The sequence below is a fragment of the Candidatus Defluviibacterium haderslevense genome, from assembly GCA_016712225.1.
Classification (GTDB): Bacteria; Bacteroidota; Bacteroidia; order Chitinophagales; family Saprospiraceae; genus Vicinibacter; species Vicinibacter haderslevensis.
In genome coordinates, this window is the sequence record JADJRL010000003.1 from 5,040,982 (window position 1) to 5,067,647 (window position 26,666).

The window sequence follows — 26,666 nt, forward strand, 5'->3', positions numbered from 1 at the left end:
AATCAATTCAATATCTCAATATTTGGGTAGAATTAAAAATGATATTTAATTCAATATCCTTCATGTCACATATAACTAATCACTATAATGCTTTGATGGTATTCATAAAAGCTTCTGATTTAATTCATTCCAAAATGGAAATTTACAAATAAATTTAGGTTAAATATATTGGAATTTCATTAAAAGCTTCAGCATCCTTATCATTCAATAGAAAATCCTTCAATGCCATAAGTATAGCTTTATTGGAAGTATAAAGCTCCCTATTAAAATTATTAGCAATGGTCATATCCATATCTTCAATATGAGCCAAATGCGCATCTCTATAAAATCCTTGTAACGCCTCTCTGTAATTATTTTGAATCTGATTATAAATGGCATGAAATGTATCCATATTGACTACTGCCCCATGATCTAATGTACTCTTTAGTTGTTTATACAATAATTCAGTTTCGGTTTTATGCTTTATAAAAAATGAATACTTTATATCTTTAGAAGACTGCTTTAAATTTAATAAATTAAGATCAATATCATGGATACTTTTAACAGAATACATTGCACTTCGTACGGAAGAAATCAATTGATTGAGTTTAGAAATGTTTTTTTCGTCCAACTTACTTCGCAATTTCAAATAAAAGGATAACAATTCACCATTTAATTGCTTAATAAATAAATATTTTTCGTCTGATGTTTTTGCGTAAAATCTTCTTTTTTCATTGATTTGATCAAATTCAGGATAATCAACTAGTGCATTGAATTTAAGCTCAAATTGCTCTACATTAAAAATCATAGAATTGTATATAAAATATGCTGTCTCTCTTCGAAATAAATCCATTGCACTCTCTGGTTCAGATGGATTCGCATGATTGATATATGCTGCTGCTGTAAGATCCGTAGTACGAAACAAGCGCTCGAGAAACTTAGCATATGGATCTAAAAAAGGAAGAAAAATAATAATACCTGCCAAATTTACAAAACTTGAAAAAGTAACCAGGCCTATAAGTGGATTGGCAATACTAAAAATATCAGTAATAACAAATAAAATTGGTTTTATAAAAATAAAAGCAAATATGGTAAGGAAAATATTGAATAACAGATTTCCAAGCGCAACTCTTTTTTTAGATGCATTACCGCCGATTGAACTCAATAATATTTTGATGGTAGTTCCCGTTTCAGAGCCTAAGACTAAGGCCGCTGCTGGTAAAAAACCTATTGCCCCAGCATTCAAGGCACTTAAAGTTAAAGCCATGGTTACTGAACTTGATTGCACAAGCATTGTAATAATAAACCCAATAATCAGAAAAACAATAAGTGGCATTTGAGCGTAAACTGAAAAATCGAACATGCTTACTTGACTTTCCATAGAAGTTTTCATATATGAAAGGCCAATGAAAAGCAATCCAAAACCGAGTAAAAAGTAAGCTATATATTTAAATAATTCCCGACTACCAAAAATAACCAACATTAATCCACCTATACAAATGGAAGGATATGCAGCCACCTCTATATTCACTTTAAATCCAAGTGTTGCAACCAACCAACTATCTAATGTAGTACCCAAATTGGCACCAAGAATTATTGCCATCGCATTCTTCATAGTGAATACACCTGCACCAACAAATGCAAGCACCATCAATGAAACCATTGAACTACTTTGAAGAATGCCTGTCACAATTGCCCCACCGCTGACAGCTCCAATTCGATTTTTTGTTATTTTTTGTAAAAATATTTTGAAATTTCTACCAGAGAGCTTTTTTAATGATTCTTCAATAAGATACATAGCAAAAAGAAATAATCCTATCCCCGCAGAAAGCTTAAAAATACTAGCTACTATTTCCATTAAATGAAAGAATTAAATTGAATTGTCGACAAATAATTTTATGATCATTTAGATTTAAACAAATTTACAATTTTTTTTGAAGGTTTTAAATCCAAATGTACAGTTTCAATTTCTCCGATAAGAAATCCGTATGGTTTGAGGGTATCAACATGATCACATACAATTTTAAACATTGCTATCAACGGAATGGCGAGAAATATTCCTGCAATTCCCCATATTAATTCGCCAACCACAAGTGCAATAATGGTAAATAATGGATTGATCTTAACTTGTGATCCTACAATTAATGGCTCTAATACCCAGCCTTGAATAAATTGAACGATACCATAAGTAATAATTATACCTAGAATTATTGGTAAGCTTGCACCCTGTACTGCTGACACTAAAACTGTAATCGTTGTGCCAGTAATATTTCCTATGAATGGAACAATTTCCAGCAAACCACAAAGTATTGCAAAAAAGAAAGCATTTTTAACCCCAAGTATACTAAAACCAATGCTATACATAATCCATAAACAAACTATCATTTTTGAAAGTCCAAATAAATACTGCTGCGAGACATTAGCAACTCTATAGATAACTTTTTCAACCTCATCACGATGTGAAGGCTGAGCCAACATCAATAAAAACTTTTTAACGTGAGCCCTATAATACAATAACCCAAAAATATAAACTAAAGTTAGAAAAAAATTAATAAAACCAGATGCCATAGATCCTGCCATTATGGGAATAATGTCCCCTGCATTAGCTTGTTGCGTTTCCAATAATTGAGATTGTTTTTCTAGGGTAATACCAAAATGGTTAAAAATATAATCTTGGATATTAGCACTCGTTTCCAAAGCTCTTTGTTTAATTAACACAAAATCTGATGCCAAAGCTGAAACTTGCCATCCTACTAAAAAAAATAAACCACCTATAAACAATAAAATAACTAATAGACAAATACTGGTAGCAAATCCACGATACAGTTTTTTTGACTCCATCCATTTACAAAAAGGCAAGAACAACGTGGCCACAACTCCAGCAATAAATAATGGAATTAAAAACGCTTTAGAAATATACAGCCCTCCAATCAAAAGAAATAATACGAGTAATTTTTTAATTAATGCGAGTGCAGATGTTGTCATAATGTATAGAAATTTTAAATCAATAGCAAATAAAGATTATGATGTTCGCTCAAACAGTGTTGAATGAAACAGCATCCATTGAATAAACATGTAAATATATCAAATTAAATTTTTTAATTAACGCCAATTTATGAATATTATTCAAAAAAATTATATTACAATAGAGGAATAAAATTTTATATATATATTCTATTTAAACATATATAATATTGTATTATAATATATTATATTAGATTTTTTTAAAAAACTACAAATCAATTATTAAGAATCACTTAAGAAAACGAAGTCCAGCCACAAAAGAAACAAAACTCAATATTAAAAACATCAACAACACAAATACAAATCTCTTAATTAGCTCTTAATCTCCTTATGTAAAACCATTGAAAACCGCTCTAAAGAGAATTTCTCCTCTGCCACAATGGGTGGAAATAATGGGTTCATTGCTTTTAATTTCTCTGCAATAATTTGACTTATCAACAGATGGCAATTCAATTTATTGTCAGCTGGTACTATATACCAAGGGGCATACTTTGTACTCGTATATTTGAATGCATTCGAATATGCCTCTTGATATCGATTCCAAAATTTTCTTTCATTGATATCTTGAGATGAAAATTTCCAATGCTTTTCTTTATGCTCTATTCTATCAATGAATCTTCTAGCTTGTTCATTTTTCGAAATGTGAAGAAATATTTTTAAAACCTGGGTACCATTTTCTATTATGGTATTTTCAAAATAATTAATTTGTTTATATCGCTTTAACCAAAAATCATGATTAATTTCAGTTACTGATTTAATGCCCGGTAATCGTTCCGCTAGGACAATTTCAGGATGGACTTTAGAAATTAAAACATTCTCATAATGGGAACGATTAAAAATAGTTATCTGTCCATATTCAGGTAATTTTTGAGAATGACGCCACAAATAATCATGCTCCAATTCTATAATAGATGGATGTTTAAAGCTAAACACTTGTACACCTTGCGGATTAACACCTCTCATAATATGCTTGATACAGCTGTCCTTTCCTGAACCATCCATACCTTGTAAAATGATTAATAAAGATTGACTGTTCTCTGCATATATTCTATTTTGGAGCTTAGAAATCTTTTTGATTTCCTTATTTAATCGATCTTTTAAAATCTGCTTATTAAACTTTTTTATCAATACATTTGTAGCAATTTTAGAAAGATTAATTTCCAAATTTTGATCTATTTTACACGCTAACCATTTCATAATAAATATGATAATCTAAGTTTTGTATTTCTTCAATAGTTTGGATTACTCTTATTAAAATAAATATAAAAAATTCATTATACAATCAATTGTGAAGGGACCGGTAAAACAGTATTCTTTGATTCATTAATTTCACGTAATATAAATAAAACTGAAACACTTGTAATCGAAGCAAAGAAACACCATACTGAAACAAAATAATACTGATAAAACAGTATAGACACTAAAAACGAAAAAAATACAATCAAACCAAGCATCCACAATCTTTTAACAGTAGAGAAAAATGGTGGTGCTAAAATGGCAACTATATAAAAGACGCTTCCAAACAAACTTCTGGTATGTGGATAATGTAGTACATATAATATATGGTAATCCATTATCTGAGCTTCTACAGGAAAAACAAAAAGACAATATCCCAAATAAATTGAAATAACAACTCCCATGAATACAAATACTTTTTGAATCCGTTTGTACTTTGTACCTTTATCTAAAAGCAATATGGAAATTGGTATCCAGACTGGCCATGTCACTTGAGCTAAAAATAAAAATACATAAGTTAAATTCCTTTGTATGGATACAAACGAGGGATCCCTAAGCGTGATCCACAAAAGTCCTTCAGTAATTTGTTGCGCTGCAAACATCAAGGGAATACTTGCAAAAAGTATTTGAGGCATTGATTTGACTTTTCTTATTGAAGCCATACCTATGGCGGAAAGAACAATTCCTGCTCCAAAACTTGCACCTGCTGAAAAACACATAACTTATGAATTATTAAGGTAATTAAAATAACTGCCAAACATTAATATATTCAAGATATTCAGTAAATATGTAAAATAAAAATATGATATTAACTTGATCATCGCTAAATGTCTACGATACCAGCATTACTATTTTAAATATCTTCTTAGAATCCAAGCATTGGTCTCATGTTGTTCCATAATGCCGGTGAGAATATCCGCTGTGCCTGCATCACCTATTTTATCTACACATACCTCAATGTCCTTTCGCAACTGCTTAACAACTGTTTCGTGATCTCCTAATAGTTCCTTCATCATATCTTTCTGAGATGGATATTTATCCGGAGATTCCTTAAGTCTTGATAAATCCATAAACTCTTTCATCGTTCCTATGGTTTTACCCCCCAATTTATTAATTCGTTCAGCGACTATATCGATAATTTCTTCTAACTCTGTATACTGAGATTGAAACAATTTATGTAGTTCCATAAAACTTTCCCCATAAACATTCCAATGAAATTTTCTTAATTTAACATACAAAGTCATTTCGTCAGATAAAATGATACTTAGTAAGGCAACACATTTCTCTAAATTCTTTTCTGCTATTCCAATTTCTAGTTTCATGATTTTACTATTTTTTTAACTACTTACAATTTATTAATCTCACTTATGAAAATTTCAAACATGCCATCCAATAAAAATCAAAGGTATAAAATTTGAAAAGTCGCCATAAAACATATCCTTTATGCTCTGGTTAGAATTAATTCAAACTAAGTTTACATAGGCTATCTTATTGAAGTCAAACATTTGGTCAATCTTGAATTAATTGAACCGATTGGGTCTAACTTTCAATGGATAAAAGTACAAGCAATCCGCAAAGCTTTATTATATGATTCATAGAAAATGTTTCATTATTCCTACAAAATATACACTGAACTTCCTAGTTCACTTAAACCTTAAATTAATAACAGGACCAATACCACAAATAATTCTTAAACAAAAAAAAACTACCCAAAAATAAATTTGGGCAGTTTCTTATAAAGGGATAACATTCGGATAGTAATCACAATTAATTTTTTGGAACTATATCAAGGATAACTGTTCGATTATAAAATCTATCCTCTGGAAAGGTATTATTAAAAGGAGACATACTTTCATCTTCACCAAAACCATAAATTTCAATAATAACATCAGATCTTTTTTGTTTTAGTAATGCCAATTCTATAATTTTCTTAACGTCATTTGCTCTGGCCAATGATAATTTTTGATTGTGCACTTCATCGCCGATGATGTCTGTATATCCATGTATATAAACCGTTCCACCAGTCGGAATTTTTGGAACAATAATATCTGTTAAATACTTATCATACATTGATATTGCATTGGATTCATTGAACTCATATAATATGCTATATCGCTTACCTTCCTGTTCTTGGGTTGGAGTCCATAGCACCATATGTACTTTAGTGTCTTTGATAACTGTGTTTCCATTACCTGCTAATCCAATCATTTTTACTTTATAATTTCCCTCTGGACGAGTTCCTAAAATAGATTTTCCTGGAATTCTAACCAAGTCTTGATAAAAAGGACCAAATTTTTGAACTACATTGTTGTCATCAGTAATTTCCATTGACCACGATTTTAATCCTTCCATTGCACCATCTGCATTAAATGCAACATAACTATCTAGTGGTGCCTCCTGATTTGACATTATTTCAACTGACTTCAACAAAGTACTTGATCCATTTTGAAATTCCATGAGTAATTCTGGTGATTTGCTTTCAATAGAAACTCTACGATCACCAGCACGAAGTAATTCAAGTTCACGTGTAGCTCCAGGCTGTTCTGATGGAATTTTTGGTTTTACCTTTCCTTCAGTTTCAATTCTACTAGGATTGATACTAAATACACTAACGAGATACTGTTTTACTGATTCAGCCATATCCATTCCATCTTGAGGTCCGACATCTGAAGATCCAACTAAATTAATCGTCATTGCTGTATTTTTATTCATTCGATCACCGAGAATATTAAGTACATTATAATAGACAATCATTTGTCTTTGTGAACGGCCCGACATATTTTTAGGAACAAACATGTCCAATTGATCCTCTTTAAAATTTTTAACTTGTTCTTTACTGATTAATTCATACCGATTTGGAATTTGGGTTGAACCATTGTCGAAAAACACATAATTTCGTAGAGGAAATATTTCTCTAACTTTTCTTATGGTAGGAATATTTTTAGGAGCAATTACAGAAAACCGAACGATCGGATCGGGTAACTCTGCACCCAATATTATAGGCATTTTTTTACCAAAACCAAACTTTAATGCGGCACCCAATCTAAGCGTATTGATATTCCATGTTTCTATGGATCGCGGAGACTGTCCAAAGTAGGGATGATAAGCGACAAAAGGAGAAATTACAAATTGAGTCCTGTGGTTTTGCGAACATAAAGGAATATCATATCCTGCACCTACTTGCATGGATAATAAGGTACTTTTGACATCACTCAAATCACCTTTCACATCTGGAGTCAATTCTTGATCAGGATAAGCTGGATTAATTCCCAATTTATATGTAAATGCTTTTGCAACATTGAATGCTAATCGAGGTCCGCCAAACAAATAAAAATGAGATTTAAAAGGGGCAAAACGTAAACTTGGCTCCAATGTAATATAACTTAAATTTGTACTTAAATCTGCCGGACAATTACAAGGTGTTACAACCTGAGAATATATCGCATTCCTTCCATCATATCCAGCTTGAAACATAAAACCTAGACTAGATTCAGGATTATGATATTCCACTAAAGGCGCCAGATAAAGCCCTACACTATTAGCATTATGAAATGTCACAGGCGGCGTAAAGCTAGAGTTCAATTGATGTGTAGATCCTCTGTAATAATTAAAATTAGCACCCGCCGCAGCTCCAAACCACAACGAAGGTTTTGTATAATTCAATTCCTGTGCTTGGATTGGTTGGTGAAGTATCATGATTGCTATCACAATAACACACATTATTTTACTTAAATAAACAGTAAGAGATTTGCGTAATAACATTTGAAAATTTATATTGTATTTCATTTTTTTTAATTTTATGGTCTGTTGATAATATTTGTACTTGTCAATACTACTGCACCATTGATACAAAGCATTCTACCTTCAGCCTGTGCACCAGAATTCATCGTTACTGAAGTCAATGCTAAAATATTTCCCTGGAAAGAAGTAAAATCTCCAATAGTTGCAGAACTACCAACTTGCCAAAAAACATTACTTGCCTGAGCACCTCCACTTAAAATAACATTTCCACCTGCACCTCCAATAGTGGTAAAACCTGAAGCAATTTGAAAAATCCAAACTGCACTCGGATCACCTTGAGCATCCAATGTTAAATCGCCTGATGCAATTAAAAATGTAGAAGTTGATTTATATATTCCAGGAGCAAGAGTCAATCCGCCTTGATCGCCAGATACTGTAATGGGTGCTGGATTTGATGCGCCTGCAGCAAAATTATATGCAGCTGTCAAATCTCTCTTGGCTTGTAACAACATATCTGGTACACCAGGCGGCGCAATGTCGTCTGCAGCAAAAATGGCTCCGTTGACTACTATTGCTGGAGGGAATCCAGTAATTGATGAACGAAATCCTGGATAAATTCCAACATCCATATTATGAATTTCACTGAATCCTGCTTGATTACTGACTCCGGCACCGGCAATGATTCCAAATCTTTCAACAGAACCAAGAACAACTAATGGTGGATTCAATGAAGCTCTAGTTGTAAAAGTCCAAACATAATCTGCAGCTAAAGGTATGCCAGCAAGATTTTTTGCAAGTGTATTTATAGTGGCTGTGTAAGCAGTTAAAGGCAACAATTTTGAGGAAGGAATAAATGTAAGTGTAGTTCCTGAATAAGTAATCGTACCAGCTACTAAATTTCCTCCTTGTTTCAAATTAAAACTTGAACTGTTTATGGTAGAAGGATCCATTGGAACACTAAATTCAGCAGAAATTATTTTAGTTAAAATCACACCAGTAGCATTGCTTATTGGATCTGTTGAAACAACTGTTGGCGGTGTGGTATTCATTGTTGTAAAAGTCCACACATAATTATTTGCTAATGACACACCAGAAATATTTTTCATTCCAGTAGTCAATGTTACTGTATATAATGAATTTGATTTAAGAGGAGCAGTAGGTGTAAAAGTTGCAGTAACTCCTGAATAATTAATAATTCCTGCCACTGAACTATTTCCTAGTTTAACAATAAAGTTTGCGGCAATTATTGTTGTTGGGTCCATAGGCACACTAAATGATGCAGCAATTATTTTATTCAGAGATACATTTATTGCATTATTGGTTGGATCTGTAGATATTACAGTTGGCGGCAGAACAGTTACAGTAGTAAAACTCCAAACGTAATTTGCTGCCATAGAAACGCCCATAATACTTTTTACTGCAGATGTAATGGTAACAGTATAAAGTGTATTTGATTTAAGTGGGTTCGTTGGCACAAATGATGCTGTAGTACCAATATAGGATACAGTTCCAGCAATAGTATTTGATCCTTGTCTTACTAAAAAACTTGAAGTATTGATCGTAGTAGGATCCATTAAAGCACTAAAATTAGCAGAGATAACTTTATTCAATGAAACATTAATTGCATTACTTGTTGGATCTGTTGAAATAACAGTAGGAGCAGGTATAGTGGTTGTTTTAAATGTCCAAACATAATTCGCATTTAATGGAACACCTGGAATATTTTTAGCAAGTGTAGTAATAGTTGCAGTATATGTCAAATTTGGATTCAATACATTTATCGGTGTAAATGTAGCAGTTAAACCTTTATAAGTTACTAAGCCAGGAATTACTTGATTCCCTTCTTTAAGTAAAAAACTTTGTGCATTAATGGTCGAAGGATCCATAGCTACACTAAATGTGGCTGTGAGTATTTTATTGACCGGAACATTAATTGCATTATTTTCTGGATCAGTAGATACTACTGTTGGCGCAACAACAGTAACAGTGGTAAATGACCAATTAAAGTTACTTGCTAATGCGATACCAAATAAATTCTTCGCTCCAGTAGTTATAGTTCCAGTGTAAGTCGTATTAGATTTAAAAGGAGTAGTTGGAATAAACGAAGCGGTATTTCCAGAATATAGGATAGTTCCAGAAATAGAATTTACGCCTTGTTTTAAAGTGAATGTATTTGAATTGATAGTTAATGGATCCATTGCCATATTAAATGTCGCAGTTACAATTTTATTCAAAGCTACATTTGTACCATTATTTGCAGGATCAGTAGAAATTACTAGTGGAGCTAAATTTGAAACGGTTGTAAAAGTCCATACATAATCTTTAGCAAGAGATACTCCTGACAAATTTTTTGTCTCTGTTGTAATCGTTCCAGTATAAATAGTACTTGCTTTAAGCGGTAAAGTGGGAACAAAAGTTGCAGTTCTGTTTAAGAATGTTACAGTGCCAGCAACTAAAATTCCATTTTCTCTTATTGTAAAGCTCGTTGAATTAATTGTCGATGGATCCATAGGCTCGCTAAAAGTAGCTGTAATCCTTTTAGATAAAACTACATTAAATGCGTTGTTTTGAGGATCGGTAGAAATAACTGTAGGTGCAACAGTTGATCCCGTACTGAATACCCAAATATAATCGGAAGTCATATTGATTCCATTAAGATCCTTTACTGAAGCATAAATAGTTCCAGTATAAGTAGTATTAGGACTTAATGGGCTTGTAGGTGTAAATGTTGCTACATTACCTGAGTATGTAATCGCACCTAGAAGTTTTGCATCACCCTGATTAATTGTAAAGCTAAAAGCGGTTAAGGTTAATGGATCCATAGGCACACTAAAAGTTGCCGTAATTATTTTGTTTAAAGCAACACCAGTTTCATTATTAGAGGGATTGGTACTTATTACAAACGGCGCTACAAATGTAATCGTTGTAAAAGTCCATTCATAATTAGACGCAAGTGATGTTCCATCCTCATTCTTTATAGAAGAGGTTAGAATACCAGCGTACGTTGTATTTGGCTTTAAAGGAATTATTGGCGTAAAAAAAGCTGTCAATCCATTGAAAGTTACAAAGCCTTCAACAGCTGCAAAACCATCCTTTAAAATAAAACTATTATTGTTAATTGTGTTTGGATCCATCGGTACATTAAAAGTTGCTGAGATTTGTTTATCTAAAACAACACCAGTCTCAAGATTGAATGGATCAGTAATTATGACTATAGGTGACAATGTTACCCCAGTGCTAAATGTCCAGACATAATCCGTTTGTAATGCATTCCCATCAAGATCCTTTATCATCCTTGTAATTCTACCAGTGTAGGTAGTACTGTCTTTAAGGGGGGCAAGTGGAATAAAGGTAGCAGTTAAACCGGTGTACAAAATAGATCCTTCTATAGGACTACTACCCGTAATGGTAAAAGAAAATTGATGAATCGTTTCAGGATTAATTTCTTCATTGAATGTGGCTGTTATTACCTTAAACAATGGAACATTTGTTGCACCGTTTACAGGGTCTGTAGAAACAACTAATGGACAAATACCAATGATTTCGTTAAAATCATCTTTTTTACATCCACTTGTTAAAAAAAACCATACTAAAGCAAGTAAAGCCATTAGAGATTTTATGTTCATATTATTTGATTTAAGTATCCGCAACTGGACGGTCAGAAGTGAAAGAATTTCCACACTGCAAAGATGGGGCTGCACTAACATTGAACTATTACATAATTCAAAATAGTACTTATATAATTAAAAATAAATTATAAATGAAAGAAAACAAAGTCACTAAAATTATGATGTTATAAAAGTCATTCTAATAGAAAAAAATATTCAAATGAATTAATCTCATTAATTGTACAACAATTATAACAAATCATATAATTATTTAAAACCAATCAATATTTACATTTGCATATCATTATATACATTAAAATGTAATAAATAATTTTTACTTATGAAAATCACAAATATCACTTTCTTAATTTTAATTATAAGCTTATCAGGCTGTTCATCATGGAATAAAACTCAAAAAGGAGCTCTCATTGGAACTACTGGAGGAGCAGCAACAGGAGCAGTTATAGGCAGAGCATCAGGAAACACATCACTTGGCGCTATAATTGGAGCAACAGTAGGTGGAGTATCAGGTGCGCTAATTGGTCGAACCATGGACAAACAAGCTGAAGACCTAAGAAAAAATATACCCAATGCGAATGTTGAAAGAGTAGGTGAAGGTATTGTAATTGAATTCAACAATAAGATACTTTTTGGATTTGATCAATCAAATTTAACGTCTGATGCACGCTTAAACTTAAATAATTTAGTTGAAGTACTTCAAAAGTACCCAGATACAAATATTGAAATACAAGGACATACCGATGATCAAGGAACTAATAAGTACAATAAGTCATTGTCCAAGCGGCGTGCAAAATCAGTATACCAATATATTGCACAAACCAATATTAAATCCAACAGACTTAGTACTAAAGGTTTTGGGGAAACATCTCCAAAATATTCAAATTCTAATATCGACGGTCAGGCTCAAAATCGAAGGGTAGAATTTTTAGTTTCCGCCAATAGCAAAATGAAAAAAGATGCAGAAAATAATTCTAATCAAGTGGGCAATCAATAATAAAAATTTAATACCTGCAAGCAAAGTCTAATTTGGAATAATTGTTCATGTTTGATTATTAATCGTTGCAACTCTGATAATAATTAAAATATTCTTATCCTTTTGTTTCGCTTGAATTATCAACATATATTTGCTTAAATTCCCTAAGCAAATAAAATATTAATCTGATAAATTAATTCATTACTATCTCTATACAAAATAAATCACCAGCAAAAATAAAGTTAATGAAAAAAATATTTAAACTCAATCTAATATTATGTGCTGTTTTTATAGTATCAAGTATACAAACCAACGCACAATCTAATTCCAATTCTGCAAATCATGTCCAATTTGGAATTCAGACAGGCATCCAATTTCAAAACATTAATGGTTCTGATGCCAATAATAATAAACTAAGTAATGATTTGTTGATAGCATTTAATGCAGGACTTACCTTAACGTTTCCAATTGCTCCTGAATTCTTTGTCCAATCAGGACTATATTATAGTTTAAAAGGTGCTACAGGTGAGGAAATAGATTTTGGAGTAGTGATGAAACGAAATATCAAAATCAATTATATTGAATTACCCATTCATTTACTCTATAAACCTATGCTTGGCAATGGTCATTTAATTCTGGGTATTGGTCCATATTTGGCTTTAGGTATTAGTGGTAAAGTAAAATATGAAGGAGGAGGAGCAAGTTTAACTCAAACTATAAAATTCAAGAATTCCGTAAGTTTAACTGATCCTGGGAACTACTCCTATTTTCGTCCTCTTGATGCGGGGGCAGATTTAATTGCAGGATATGAATTCAGCAATAACATTTCATTCCAACTCGATGCTCAATTAGGTCTATTGAAAATAAACCCCAAATATGAATTTGCAAATGACTCAAAAACATCAGCAAAAAATACAGGCTTTGGTCTTACTATTGGATATCATTTCTAAAAATGGAATTAGATCTAATCCATTCAAGTATTAAACCTGGTGATTTCTTATCTAATAATATTCAAAAATCACGTAAGCCAATAATTTTCCTTTTGATTTAAATAAACTTTCTGGAATCATACTCAATTTTTAACATATTGTAATTTGTATTCTATAATACAATGCACTATTTATAAGTTATTCAGTCTTTATAATTTTTTCTGAATATTTGTATGGAATAATTTTCTGACCATGAGTGAGTGCATACACTTTGGTAAATTCTGCACCAAAATACAAAATGATCGCCGAATAATAGACCCATACTAAAATGAGAATTACGGAACCGGCTGCTCCATAAATAGAAGCAATTGCTGAACTTCCAAGATATGCACCAATTGCAAATTTACCAATCATAAATAAAAATGCAGTAAAAGCTGATCCTATGATACAATCATATAGAACTATTTTTGCATCCGGCAATGCTTTAAATATAATAGCAAATAAAAGTGTAATAATAAAAAATACCACAACAATATTAATAACATTAAACAAGTATATAGTATCCTTTGGATAATAAGTCGACAAACGATTATTGAGCACGTCCATTACTGCACTTATAATCAAACCAACCATAAGTAAGAAACCAACTGAACCTATCATCGAAAAAGACATCAATCGATTTTTTAAAAACTTTACAAAAGCTCTATTAGGTTTTGCTTTAATGCCCCATATATAATTGATTGAATCCTGAATTTCAGAAAAAACGCCCGATGCACCAATAAGTAATACGACTACCCCAAAAACTGTTGCAAAGGTATTGCTATCGGATAACTTTACATTTTTTATGGCTTCTTGGATTTGAATTGCAGCGGCATTTCCAACCAATCCGTTAATCTGACCAAATATTTCACCTTGGACAGCTTCCTTACCAAAGAAATATCCGGATAGACTGATAATAATCATAAGTAAAGGCGGCAAAGAAAAAATAGTATAATAAGACAAAGCTGCACTCAACTTCATAGCGTTATCAGCATTAAATTCCTTATAGGTTTCTTTCAATAGAAAAAATATACTGTGGGCCATTCGTTTAATTGCCATAATTTGGTATTTTATGCATTCAAAAAATGAGTGTTCAAAAATTAATTATATTTTGCAATGTACGGTTTATCTAGTACAAAATCCTTAAACCCAAAATTAGTTGTTTGAAACGAATTAAATTTAAAAATATCTTGTCCAACCCCTGGTACCAAAGGAAAAAATGAAACTGACAACTGAAAACTACTAAACACCAATTTTTCATTTTTTAAAAGAACTCCTAAAGCTAATTGAGTGTAAACCTTGCTTTTCCTAAAACCAGTATCTACATTACTTAACATTCCCATTGAATAATTAACATAAGGACCAAAATAAAATCCAAAAACATGCCATGGAGCATAAGATTGAGTCTGGAAATTAAGAAGCAATCTATTCTTCCCAAATAAATGACTACTATTAAAACCATCCAAACCATTTGCTTCATTTAAAGTTAAACGTTCAAAATTATTCCTATGTATTCCATAAAGCATTTGAGGTCTTAAGAAAGCTCTGAATTTCCAATTTTTTAGCACAAGTAATTTTGTAAAATAATCAAAACTTAGTGATATAATACCTTGTTCAAATATTGTTCTATGAATAAATGTTCCATATTCCACTTGCCCTCCTAAATAACCAAAATAGTTATAATAACCAGTTGCATATCGCAATCCAATGTATGATCGGCGTATCGCACCTCGTACTTGAACCCCTCCTGTTAAACCGTAGATTTTTCCAACTGGCACATCTTCTGTTATTCCAAAACCAAAAATATAATGGTCTTGAACATATTTCCGGGAAGATATACCTAAGCCTAATAAAAATAAATCCTCATTCAAATAAATTAGAAGCGTGTCGGAAAACGAATTTGAAGTCTTATCATATTTAATATGCTTAAATCTTGTAGCTAATATTAGATTTGTAGTACGTTCATTTTCCGTTCGCCCCTTAAAAATTTGCCATGCTCTACCTATCCAATAATCTCTGGAATTAAACTTATAATAATATGGCATAGCCCCAAATCTATAATAGTAGAAAGAGTCCTGATTATATTGATGAGAAATTTTAATACCAGCCGCCCATTTTGTCAATGGTGAGAAAAAAGGTCTATCAATATTTAAACTAGCATTAACATACTTATACTCATTTACTTCAAAATGTATGGTTGAATTTAAATACGTATGATTAATGTTTGGGATAAAATAATTTACTTTGTATGCATTCCGATTCAATTGACGATTTCTGGTATATGCATTATGAAATTCATGACCTATTCCAAAAATATTTTTATCAGTCAATTGCCATTTTAATCTAGAGTTTGTAGAAGTAAAACCTGGAACCAAACTCCATTTATCTAAAACTACAATGAAGATATCAACTGAATCATTTGTTCCCATTATGCGTTCTACAGATATTTCAACATCCTGAACAAAAGTCTGATTCCGTACCAAGCGCTCTGATTCATTGACAATCAATGAATCAAATCGTTGGTTTTGTTTAACCAATAACAAATTTCTAATGGTAATTTGTTGAGATTTTATATGTGCATTATTGCCAAGTTTTATAAACATATTCTGTTTATACTTCCGTTTATCTAATAAAGAATATGCAAAAGGATCGATGGTTTCAATATGAATTTTTCGGATTATTTTGCCTTCACACTTCTTATAAGACCTCAAATTTTTACTTTTGGGTACATGAATTAAATCTACACTTTGATTTGGATTAGAATCAATCGATTTAAAAATCAACCGATAAGCCATCTTAGTTAACTTACTTCGTTTCGAATACACTTCTAAATATCTGTAAATATCATTTGAATCCGATTTTTGAGGAGCATTTTGACAATGAACATTATTGTTAAAAACCAAAAATACAATCAAAACGATGCAAATAAACTTAACAAACATCTAAAAAATTACATTTAAATATACATTTAACAACTTATATATCATCAATTTGTAATATACGGAATAAAAGAAATATCCAATTAGACTATTTATTAGATTTAACCGAATCATCATTCAATTCTTTCTTCCTTTTTAATGCTTCTTTCTTTTTCTTATTAAAATAACCTTTTAAAAGGAAATTATGTTTAACCGCTTCCATATTTTCATTTAATCCTTTCGAACTTTTATTCAAATTTACCATGGTTTGATTGAAATTAGCAGAAATAGTTGAGTCTTGAATTAATCGTCCTAATGTTCCTTTACCACTATTGATCTTAACCATAATTTCAGCTAATTCTTGTGAAATTATTTCCGCATTACCAGCTGTTACCCTCAAACTAGCCATTATCGCATCAGTTTCTACAGGTTCCTCAGAAATCAGATTGTCACCATCATCGACAATTTCAGCATCTGAACTTCCTTGTGTAATAATTAACAACCTATCCCCAATTAAACCCTCAGATCCAATGGCAATTTCACTATCCTTTTTAATAAAACGATTAACATCTGTTCTAATTAACATATCTACTCTGACGGTTGAATCATTAATAATGATGATTTGATCTACCGTACCAACGTTTATCCCAAATAATCGAACATTATTTCCTACTTGCAAGCCACTAACATTATAAAAAGTAGAGTTAATTTTAAACACAGGATTAAACAAATTTCGCTGCTTTCCAATGATAAATATAGCTAATACAAAAAGTGATAAGCCTATTAAAATAAATAGCCCCAACCTTATTTTAAATTTCTGTGAATAGTTATCCATAATTATTATTAAATGATAAATGCATACAATTTTCGATTATGACTTGAAGAAAGATTGGATTAATTCATCATCTGATTCTTCAAATTCCTTTAACGTACCCTCTTTATAAACAATGCCTTCGTGAAGCATAATTATACGATTAGCTGTGTGTCGGGCACACTTAATATCATGTGTTATTATAATAGAGGAGGTTTTATATTTTTTTTGAACATCTACTATTAGTGAACTGATCTCATCTGAAGTAACAGGATCAAGTCCAGTTGTAGGTTCGTCATAAAGCATAATTAACGGATCAACAACGATCGTCCGAGCCAAACTAATTCTCTTTCGCATTCCTCCTGAAAGCTGTGAAGGCATTTTATTAATGGCATCTGATAATCCAACATTTTCCAATACTTCAATAATTTTATCACTAATTTCATCTTCACTAAGTTGTTTTTTAATTCTCCTTAAAGGAAATTCCAAATTTTGTTTAACTGTCATGGAGTCATACAATGCGCCACTTTGGAATAAGAAACCAATTTGTTTTCTTATTTCACCCAATTCTATTCTTGACAAATCATTGACTCTTTGACCAAAAACATCAATAGTGCCATCATTAAAATTCAATAATCCAACTATACATTTAATCAAAACTGATTTGCCAGTACCTGATTTACCAAGTACAATCAAATTTTCACCCTTATATAGTCTTAAAGAAGTATGGTTCAATACAACTTGTTCACCAAAAGATTTTACAAGATTATCTATAACGATTACCGCTTTACCATCTTCAAGGGTATTACTCATAGGTTCACTCATTGCTACTATTTTGGTACTCATGATATGATCATATCTGTGATTTGAACTGCTATCATATCTATTATAATAACTAAAAGTGATGCCAATACAACAGCTGAATTTGCAGCTAAACCAACACTTTCTGTACCTCTACCCGCATTATAGCCTTTATAACAACCTACCAAACCAATTACAGCTCCAAAAAAAAATGTTTTGACAATTGCGGGAAAAAAATCAAAAAAATCTACATGATCAAAGGCATGCGATATAAATAAAAATAAATTGACATCACCCTTAATATTGACCCCTACCCAACTTCCCAAAATCCCTAAGGCATCTGCATATAAAACCAATAGTGGAACCATTAAAGTTGTAGCCAAAATTCGTGTTACTAATAAAAATCTAACAGGATTAGTAGAGGATACTTCCATCGCGTCAATTTGTTCTGTAACTTTCATAGATCCCAATTCAGCACCAATACCAGAACCAATTTTACCAGCACAGATAAGTGCTGTAATAACAGGCCCCATTTCCTTAATTAATGATTCAGCTACCATGCCAGGCAGTAAACTTACAGCACCAAAATCTATGAGAACGGGTCGAGATTGTATAGTCAATACCAAACCCATGATGGTGCCTGTTATGGAAATCAGAGGCAATGATTTATATCCTATTTGAAAACATTGTCTCAAAAATTCTTTAAATTCAAAATCCTTTGTAAATGATTCACGAATAATCAATCCAAGAAATATAAAAACATTTGAAATTTCAACTAGAAAATGATTAGCTTGATCTTTTCGTTCAATAGTCTTATCACCCAATATGCTAAGTTTGTCTTTTGCATGTTCTAATTTAGGTTTTCGATTCAACTCAGAATTATGATCAATCATGATTTGTCTTTAAGTAAAATATTTCTTAATATATCTTTTAAGCAACTAATAATTCAACAATCAATATATAAATTCAACGTAAAACATTAAAAATAAAATATAAAAACTCCTCAACAAGTTAATTCAAATAATCAAGTTAAAATTTTCTTCTTTTTAAAATTTAATTTGACTTTTGTAGTTGGTACAATATTTCCCATTAGAGCACCCCAATGTTTATAAGCCATTGTATGATCTAAGACTACTTTAAGAATCGCAGTAATAGGAATTGACAAAAACATGCCAGGAATACCCCATATAGCACCTCCCAACAATACAACAATAACACAAACCAAACCATTAATTTTCACTTTAGAGGCAACAATATGCGGGATAATAAAGTGATTATCTATAAATTGTATCAGTAAATAAACAAGGAATACCATTATTGGATAAGTCGCCGAATCCTTAGTAATAAAAGCAATAATCATAGGAAGTGCAATAGCAATAACACCACCTATATATGGAATAATATTAATAATTGCACCAGTAATTCCAAGAACTATCGCATAATCGATACCCAGAATCAACAATCCAATGGAATTCAAAATAGCTATTATAACCATTTCGAATAACAATCCAGTTAGATAACCTTGGATAATTTTCTTTGAATTAAAAAAAATATTATTTAAAGTTGTATGGTGTTCAACCACAAATAATTTATGGACAAATTCCAAGATGAGCACTTTATAGTATAATAATAAAACAATATAGACTGGTATTAAAATTACAATTATTAAAATTCCATTTATTAAAAATAAAGTATGTCCAATAGTACCACCTAGATTATCAATCGCTTCAATCTGATTTTGACTAATCCATTTATTGATAGCTGATTTCTTAATACTAAATCGATCAGAAATCCAATTAATCAATTGGACTAAAGACTCATTAAATTTAATTTTAAGCTGTGGATAAGTATCACTAAATAATGATAACTGGCCTGAAATCAAGTACAACAATAAAACAACAATCAAAATAGCAGTTAAAACCGCGATGAATATGGACACATTTCTATTCAATCCCTTGCCTACAATAAAATTAACCATCGGATTCAAAAGTATTGCAAATATAATAGCATAAAGCAATGGAAGAATAATACCTTGTCCAACAAATAACATGAAAATAACAGCCAATACGCCTATTGAAATTAAAGAAAATTTTGCATAAAGTGGCAACTTCAATGTTAAATTCATACTTAAATTTATAATTTTCAATTTCTAATTAATAGAAATGTATATAGTTCAAAGATAAAATTGATCAATCAAAATAAAATTATAAAAATAAAGTTCGATATTATATAATTCACACTTTGGGTACATCTGAGCATTACTAATGCTATATGCACTAATTAAAAATTCTAAATCTAAAGAATAAAATTTCTACTTTTTATGTCATTTAATCATTAGGAATAAAAATATCAAACTGGGCTCCTTGATTTAATTCACTTGTAGCCATGATCAGGCCATTATGATTTTCAACAATTTTTTTTACAATTGCAAGCCCAATTCCCGTCCCTGCGTAACTTTCTTTACCATGTAGTTTTTGAAAAACCTCAAATATTCGCTCATTAAAATGTGGTTCAAATCCAATGCCGTTGTCCCTAATCATTATATGGCAATAATTTCTATCATGAGATAATTTTGTGTTAAACAATTGAGACCCTCTTACGATTCTGCTTTGAATTATAATATGTGATGGTATATCTGGCTTAGAAAATTTAAGTGCGTTACTGATTAAGTTATAGATCAACTGCCTGAACTGAAATGCAATAATATTAGCTGAACACATACCAATGGTTTCTATAATGGCATGATTCTCATTGATAGTATCTCGCAATTCATTTTTAACTTCATCAATAATAATATTCAGATCGGTCTTTTCAAATTGCAGCTCAGTAGTACTAATCCGTGAAAAAGAAAGTAGATCATCAATTAGTTGTTGCATTCTTCCAGCTGCTAATTGCATACGTTGAAAATGGTGTTTTCCGCTTTCAGAAAGATTATTAGCCTCATTTTCTAAAAGAATAGTTACAAAAGTTTGGATCTTTCGTAGGGGTTCCTGTAAATCGTGACTTGATATATAGGTAAATGCAAGTAATTCTTTATTCGCACTAATCAATTCAGCAGCCCGCTTTTCTTTTTCATCGTTTTGGAAAGCCAGTTCCTTGTTGGCAATAATTAATTCAGCAGCACGTTTTTCCTTTTCACCATTTTGAAATGCCAACTCCTCATTTGCAATAATCAATTCAGCGGCACGTTTCTCCTTCTCATTATTTTGAAAGGCAAGTTCCTTATTGGCTATGCTTAACTCTGCTGCGCGCTTTTCCTTCTCTTCATTCTGAAAAATTAGTTCTCTGTTTGCAATACTTAACTCAGCCGCCCGCTTCTCCTTTTCTTCATTTTGAAAAATGAGTTCCTTAATTGCAATACTTAACTCAGCCGCTCTCTTTTCCTTTTCCGCATTTTGAAAAGCAAGTTCCATATTAGCAATACCTAACTCTGTAGCACGATTTTCCTTCTCCTTATTCTGAAAAACTAATTCATTATTGGCAATACCCAATTCTGCAGCCCGCTTCTCTTTTTCATCATTTTGAAAAATCAATTCTTTATTTGCAATACTTAACTCTGCTGCTCGCTTCTCCTTTTCTTCGTCCTGAAATACAAGCTCACGATTTGCAATACCTAACTCTGCCGCTCTTTTTCCCTTCTCAACATCTTGATAAGCTAGTTCTTTGTTTGCAATGCCCAATTCAGTAGCACGTTTTCTCTTTTCTTCATCTTGAAATGCCAATTCCCTATTAGCTACTCCTAACTCAATTTCTCTTTTCTCATTTTCTGCTTTCTGATAAACAAGCTCTAGTTCTAAACTTCCTAAATTTGCTTCAAGCAGATTGATCCGTATATTTTGCAAGAGCATTTCTTCATGCGCCAAACTTAAATCTCTGTCAACTACAACTAATCTAGATTTAATATCGACTTCATCATTTTTGTCCAATTTATATTCAAAAGACATAATTATTTATATATTTGTATACGTAATATAATTCTGTTTAAATGCTATACTAGCAAATTATTCCTTTTCAATAATATTTTATATTGCAAACTTAAACCTTTCAAAATCATGCACAGTTAGCACAAAAAAATCTTTGTTAGGCTTAGTCCATTTTCCAGTAGCAATAATGGATAGTGCAAGTTTAATAATTTTTTTGAATTGTGAAAAATTAGCAGGCTTTCTAATAAAAAATTGAGCCCCTCCTAGATACAATTGATTAACTACATCCTGCTCAAATGAAGTAGAGAATACAATTACTGGAAGATGTATTAAGTTTAGGTTATTTTTAATTTCTGCCAAACATTCAAATCCGTTTTTACGAGGCATATTGAGGTCAAGAAATAAAACATGAGGAAGCGCTAACTTAGTATTGTTGAGAAATTCCATAAGTTGTTCTCCGTCATGTGTGGCAGTTAGCCTTACCAGTATTTCTAATTCTGCAACAGCCTCTCTAAAAAACAAACAATCATCCAAATCATCGTCTGCAAGTAGAATTTCCAATTTTTCTAAATTCATGCGGTCAGAATGCATATTGAAAAAACTGAAAATCACATAAATCGGCATCAGAAAGTAGAATATCAAATGGATCTGATTTCATAAATTACTATTATAAATGATAGAATTAGTTATGGCTCCAAATAAGATTACTTATGCATACTTTGTACATATTCCAAATTTATACAATTTGCACGTTTCGTTGAATAGAAAACTTGTTAATGATTTTTACAATTCTAGTAAAATCAGAAGATTTTCGAATATATTGATCAGCTCCTAAATCTCGAAGTAAAACGATCATGCTATCTTCATAATGAAGGTCTCTAGAATAAGAAGTCGAAAACATTACTATATAAATATTCTTGTATGCTTCGTTTTCTCTAATTTCGGATAAACATTCAAACCCTGTCTTGCGTGGCATACTAAGATCTAGAAATAGCATATCTGGAAGTTGGCTTTGATGTTCATGAAGATAATTCAATAACTGTTCACCGTCTCTAACTATGTCTAATTTAATATCTATTGGAATTTCATCAATTGCTTTTTCAAAGAAAAAACAATCATCCGTATCATCATCTGATAATAGAATATGAATTGGATGTTTTTTTGATTCGGATAGCATAACTAACAAAAATTAATATGAAACAAAATTTTACAAATAATAATTACCATTACATACGTTCCATATACCATTTTAACTCCTTTTCCATTTTTTTATACTTGAAAATTGATGTTATGATTTTTTGCAATCTAATAAAAGCAGTTTCACTTTTCACCACATAATCAAATGCTCTATGATGCATACAACTTATAGCTACATCAATTTTATCTTGACTCGAAAGCATCACCACTGGAATATCCGGATTAACAGATTTTATTTTATCCAGTGTCTCTAAACCGTTCATTGCAAATTTTTCAATTCCATCCAAATGATAATCCAAAATAATTACATCAGGAAAATGATCTAAATGTTGAATACACAGCTCCCCGGTTGCATATGTTTCAATTATGAAATCTGCATGATCCAGAAATTCAATTTCTAATGACTTCAAAAATACAGCATCATCATCGACCAGAAATAACTTGATTTTTCCCTTATTCACTTTTAGTATTTTTTATATTAATAATTTCCTCTTGTAATTCCATACATGCCTTATTACAGGCAATTTCTAATTGCATTACTAAATCATGTATTCCTTCATTGTGTTCCATATTACTAGCATAGTCCTGAACTTGCTTAGCCATTTGTTCAAATTGTTTATTCATTCCCATGATTGAAAATGAAGGTATCATTTTATGAACTGAAGCATGTAATGCATTCCAATCTTGGTCTAAAAGGCTTTGCTTCATTGATAAAATCAAAGATGGCGTTTGATCCAGGTAAGCATTGATCATTTCTAACATTAAAGTCGGATTTGATTTTGTACGTTGATACAGGTAAGCCAAATCAATTTGTCTAATAGGCTCCTTTGAAGAAGACTTCAATACATGTTCATCTCCAGTTGTTAAGTTACTTGTTAAAGTCTTCTTTACTAAATTCACAATTTTATTATATAAAATTCGCTCATCGACTGGTTTTGCAATGTAATCATTCATACCTACTGCTTTACATTTAGCTAAATCCACAGTAGTTACATCAGCAGTTAATGCGATAATTGGAATTTTAGAATGTAACACATTTCTTATATATTCTGTAGCTTCAAAACCATTCATTTCAGGCATTTGCAAATCCATAAGTATGATATCATAAGATTTGGCTTGCAATCTTTCAATAGCGATTTTTCCATTGGCTGCAATATCACGATCAAATCCAAAATCATCAAGCAAGGTTTTCATTAACAATTGATTCAATGCTATATCTTCAACCACCAAAACCTTGATATCCTTTATATCTTCATCTAATTCAATAATCGCTTCATCCATATCTGCTATTGCATTCGTTTTTTGAAATTCCAATTTGAAACTAAATATTGAACCAACATCGATTTGGCTCGAAACATTTATAGTACCTCCCTGTGCCTCTACTAATTGTTTGACGATAGCTAATCCTAAACCAGTACCTCCAAAAAGTCGAGAGGTACTACTTGAAGCTTGGTGAAAATTATCAAATATATAATCAATCTTACTTTCCAAAATTCCAGCTCCAGTATCTTCTACTTCAAATTGTATGGTCACAGCATTAACATCTTCATGAACCAACTTAACCTTAATCGTAATTTTACCTTTTGAAGTAAATTTAACTGCATTGCTTACCAAATTTAAAATAATCTGATGCAATCGAAGTGCATCACCCAAAAGTACATCTGGAATTTCATTATCGTATTCTGTTATCAATTCCAAATTCTTTTCTTGTACTTTGGCTTCAAATAAATGTAACATCGACATAATAGAATTTCTCATTCTAAATGGAGCTTGTTCAAACGTCATTTTTCCAGCATCCACTTTTGCAAGATCGAGGATATCATTGATCAATACAATTAAAGTATCCCCACTCATCTTAATTGCAGATAAATATTCTTTTTGCTTTGCAGTAAGTTCAGTCTTCAATACCACCTTAGTAAAACCAATAATTGCATTCATTGGCGTTCGTATCTCGTGACTCATATTTGAAAGAAATTGCTGTTTAGCTTTTACGGCATCCTCAGCAATTCTTGTAGCCACTTCAGCTTTGCTTTGCGCTTCTTCAGCCATAGCAGTTGCTAATTCTGCAAATATTCTTGCTTCAGTTAATTCCTTTTCAAATCTTTTTTGTTCCGTAATAACTCGAGCTACAACTACAGCTCCTAAAACATTATCTCTATCATCCTTATACACGGAACCATTGAATAATACTGGTGTAAGTTTACCATCCATGATAGTAAGTGGATAATCTTCAACGAATCCATGTTCAAAAACCATTTTATAACCTATTTCTGCCATTTCAGGTTCAGTAAAATACTGAGAAAAATCAGAACCAATTAAATTCATTCTAGACAATTCAGTAATTTTAACTGTTGCATCATTCATATCAGTAATTTTTCCAACTGGACTAATTACAAATAAAGGATCACGGCTAGCTTCAATTAAACTCAATGAATAATTTGATAATAATTTTTGCTCCGTTACATCGCGAGCCGCCGCAAATACACCCAACGTTACACCATTCTCATCTTTATAAATTGAAGCGTTATATAACACATCAGTTAAGGTTCCATTTAAATGTTTTACGGTCAATGGGTAATCCGAAACATATCCTTTATCAAAAACTTGCTCATAAGCACTTTGAGCTTTTACCGGCTCAGTAAAATATTGAGAAAAATCTGTACCAATAATTTTTTCACGCTCTATACCTGTAACCTTAATAGATGCTTCATTAACATCAGTTATTTTACCTACTGCATTGATCGTAACTAAAGGATCTAAACTAGCTTCTATTAATGTTCGAGAATATTGTGAGCTTAATCTTTGTTGAATATTGAATTCATCATCAGATATTTTTTTAGATTTTTGAATACTGATATTTACAAATATTAATATAAAAAATAAGATAGAAAATATTGCCAGTGATAATATTATAAAATTTGCATTTAAATTATTTACTTCAAATTTATCTCTTCTTTCTTTAAGTAAAATAAATTCGTCATAATTAATATCTAAAATTAATTGCCGTATTTTATCTACAATTAATTTTCCATCACTAATCTTTTGTAATAATTCGGATTCAGCTACATTCAAATGATCTTTCTCATCAATGACGCTATTCGCTAAACTTAACCGCTGATTGATAAAATGTTCTAATGAATCTATCCTATCATGCTGCTTGGGATTGTTCTTATTTAATTCTTTTAGAGTTTCAATATCACCACTTATTGATTTCATTCCAATATTGAATGGCTCTAAAAAGAGTTTATTTCTAGTTAAATAAAACCCCCTTGATCCAGTCTCAATATTGAGCATATCCAATAATAATTTATTACTCGTTTGAATTATGGTATGCGTTTGATTAATTAAGTCACTCGTTGTTTTAATTTTTTGATTATTATAATAAAAAACAATTAGCCCAGTACTGAAAATGATGCCAGCCAAAATAAAAAAATACGTTGTTCTATCTAAAAAAGGTTTCATATTT

20 protein-coding genes are annotated in these 26,666 nt (G+C 31.3%); 2 read left to right on the top strand and 18 right to left on the bottom strand.

Translation table 11 applies throughout. The annotated features are described in order from the left end of the window. Positions 1-154 precede the first annotated feature (154 nt). The 7 genes from IPK88_19760 to IPK88_19790 all read right to left on the bottom strand — a co-directional run bounded on the left by IPK88_19760 (position 155) and on the right by IPK88_19790 (position 11,606). Positions 155-1,837: a Na/Pi cotransporter family protein gene (locus tag IPK88_19760; protein ID MBK8245675.1), complete on the bottom strand. Its 1,683-nt coding sequence runs from the start codon at positions 1,835-1,837 to the stop codon at positions 155-157. A gap of 44 nt (positions 1,838-1,881) precedes the next feature. Beyond that, the gene (locus IPK88_19765; GenBank protein MBK8245676.1) at positions 1,882-2,964 is read right to left on the bottom strand and encodes an AI-2E family transporter; all 1,083 of its coding nucleotides are present in this window, start codon (positions 2,962-2,964) and stop codon (positions 1,882-1,884) included. Between the two features lie 351 nt (positions 2,965-3,315). Next, on the bottom strand, positions 3,316-4,200 hold the full coding sequence (locus IPK88_19770; GenBank protein ID MBK8245677.1) for a polyphosphate kinase 2 family protein: 885 nt from the start codon (positions 4,198-4,200) through the stop codon (positions 3,316-3,318). A gap of 77 nt (positions 4,201-4,277) precedes the next feature. Further along, complete coding sequence (locus tag IPK88_19775; protein MBK8245678.1) at positions 4,278-4,958, bottom strand: hypothetical protein; 681 nt, start codon at positions 4,956-4,958, stop codon at positions 4,278-4,280. A 129-nt stretch (positions 4,959-5,087) separates the two neighbouring features. Then, the gene (locus IPK88_19780; GenBank protein MBK8245679.1) at positions 5,088-5,561 is read right to left on the bottom strand and encodes a DNA starvation/stationary phase protection protein; all 474 of its coding nucleotides are present in this window, start codon (positions 5,559-5,561) and stop codon (positions 5,088-5,090) included. Positions 5,562-6,006: 445 nt separating this feature from the next. Beyond that, the gene (locus tag IPK88_19785) at positions 6,007-8,025 is read right to left on the bottom strand and encodes an outer membrane beta-barrel protein (GenBank protein MBK8245680.1); all 2,019 of its coding nucleotides are present in this window, start codon (positions 8,023-8,025) and stop codon (positions 6,007-6,009) included. An 11-nt stretch (positions 8,026-8,036) separates the two neighbouring features. Further along, on the bottom strand, positions 8,037-11,606 hold the full coding sequence (locus IPK88_19790) for an Ig-like domain-containing protein (GenBank protein ID MBK8245681.1): 3,570 nt from the start codon (positions 11,604-11,606) through the stop codon (positions 8,037-8,039). A 322-nt stretch (positions 11,607-11,928) separates the two neighbouring features. Here IPK88_19790 and IPK88_19795 point away from each other — a divergent pair, with 322 nt between their 5' ends. Both IPK88_19795 and IPK88_19800 read left to right on the top strand, forming a co-directional pair. After that, positions 11,929-12,603, top strand: coding sequence for an OmpA family protein (locus IPK88_19795; protein ID MBK8245682.1), 675 nt, complete (start codon positions 11,929-11,931; stop codon positions 12,601-12,603). Positions 12,604-12,827: 224 nt separating this feature from the next. Then, positions 12,828-13,532, top strand: a complete 705-nt coding sequence (locus tag IPK88_19800) for a PorT family protein (protein ID MBK8245683.1) — start codon at positions 12,828-12,830, stop codon at positions 13,530-13,532. 177 nt (positions 13,533-13,709) lie between these two features. Here the strand turns inward: IPK88_19800 and IPK88_19805 are convergent, their stop codons facing one another. The 11 genes from IPK88_19805 to IPK88_19855 form a co-directional block, all read right to left on the bottom strand. Continuing rightward, on the bottom strand, positions 13,710-14,609 hold the full coding sequence (locus IPK88_19805) for a YihY/virulence factor BrkB family protein (GenBank protein ID MBK8245684.1): 900 nt from the start codon (positions 14,607-14,609) through the stop codon (positions 13,710-13,712). A 41-nt stretch (positions 14,610-14,650) separates the two neighbouring features. Then, positions 14,651-16,492: a hypothetical protein gene (locus tag IPK88_19810; GenBank protein MBK8245685.1), complete on the bottom strand. Its 1,842-nt coding sequence runs from the start codon at positions 16,490-16,492 to the stop codon at positions 14,651-14,653. Positions 16,493-16,577: 85 nt separating this feature from the next. After that, positions 16,578-17,303, bottom strand: a complete 726-nt coding sequence (locus IPK88_19815) for an MCE family protein (GenBank protein MBK8245686.1) — start codon at positions 17,301-17,303, stop codon at positions 16,578-16,580. A gap of 36 nt (positions 17,304-17,339) precedes the next feature. Continuing rightward, positions 17,340-18,104, bottom strand: a complete 765-nt coding sequence (locus IPK88_19820) for an ATP-binding cassette domain-containing protein (protein ID MBK8245687.1) — start codon at positions 18,102-18,104, stop codon at positions 17,340-17,342. A gap of 17 nt (positions 18,105-18,121) precedes the next feature. Then, positions 18,122-18,973 (bottom strand): ABC transporter permease, encoded by an 852-nt coding sequence (locus tag IPK88_19825; GenBank protein MBK8245688.1) that lies wholly within the window; start codon positions 18,971-18,973, stop codon positions 18,122-18,124. Between the two features lie 131 nt (positions 18,974-19,104). Next, positions 19,105-20,205 carry an AI-2E family transporter gene (locus IPK88_19830; GenBank protein ID MBK8245689.1) on the bottom strand — a complete coding sequence of 367 codons (1,101 nt, stop codon included), beginning with the start codon at positions 20,203-20,205 and terminating at the stop codon, positions 19,105-19,107. A gap of 202 nt (positions 20,206-20,407) precedes the next feature. Further along, positions 20,408-21,928, bottom strand: coding sequence for a two-component sensor histidine kinase (locus IPK88_19835; GenBank protein MBK8245690.1), 1,521 nt, complete (start codon positions 21,926-21,928; stop codon positions 20,408-20,410). A 174-nt stretch (positions 21,929-22,102) separates the two neighbouring features. Beyond that, positions 22,103-22,579, bottom strand: a complete 477-nt coding sequence (locus IPK88_19840) for a response regulator (GenBank protein ID MBK8245691.1) — start codon at positions 22,577-22,579, stop codon at positions 22,103-22,105. Positions 22,580-22,739: 160 nt separating this feature from the next. After that, positions 22,740-23,180: a response regulator gene (locus tag IPK88_19845; GenBank protein ID MBK8245692.1), complete on the bottom strand. Its 441-nt coding sequence runs from the start codon at positions 23,178-23,180 to the stop codon at positions 22,740-22,742. Between the two features lie 49 nt (positions 23,181-23,229). Continuing rightward, positions 23,230-23,661: a response regulator gene (locus IPK88_19850; GenBank protein MBK8245693.1), complete on the bottom strand. Its 432-nt coding sequence runs from the start codon at positions 23,659-23,661 to the stop codon at positions 23,230-23,232. After that, positions 23,654-26,662: a CHASE3 domain-containing protein gene (locus tag IPK88_19855; protein ID MBK8245694.1), complete on the bottom strand. Its 3,009-nt coding sequence runs from the start codon at positions 26,660-26,662 to the stop codon at positions 23,654-23,656. Before IPK88_19855 ends, IPK88_19850 begins: the two co-directional genes overlap by 8 nt. Positions 26,663-26,666 lie beyond the last annotated feature (4 nt).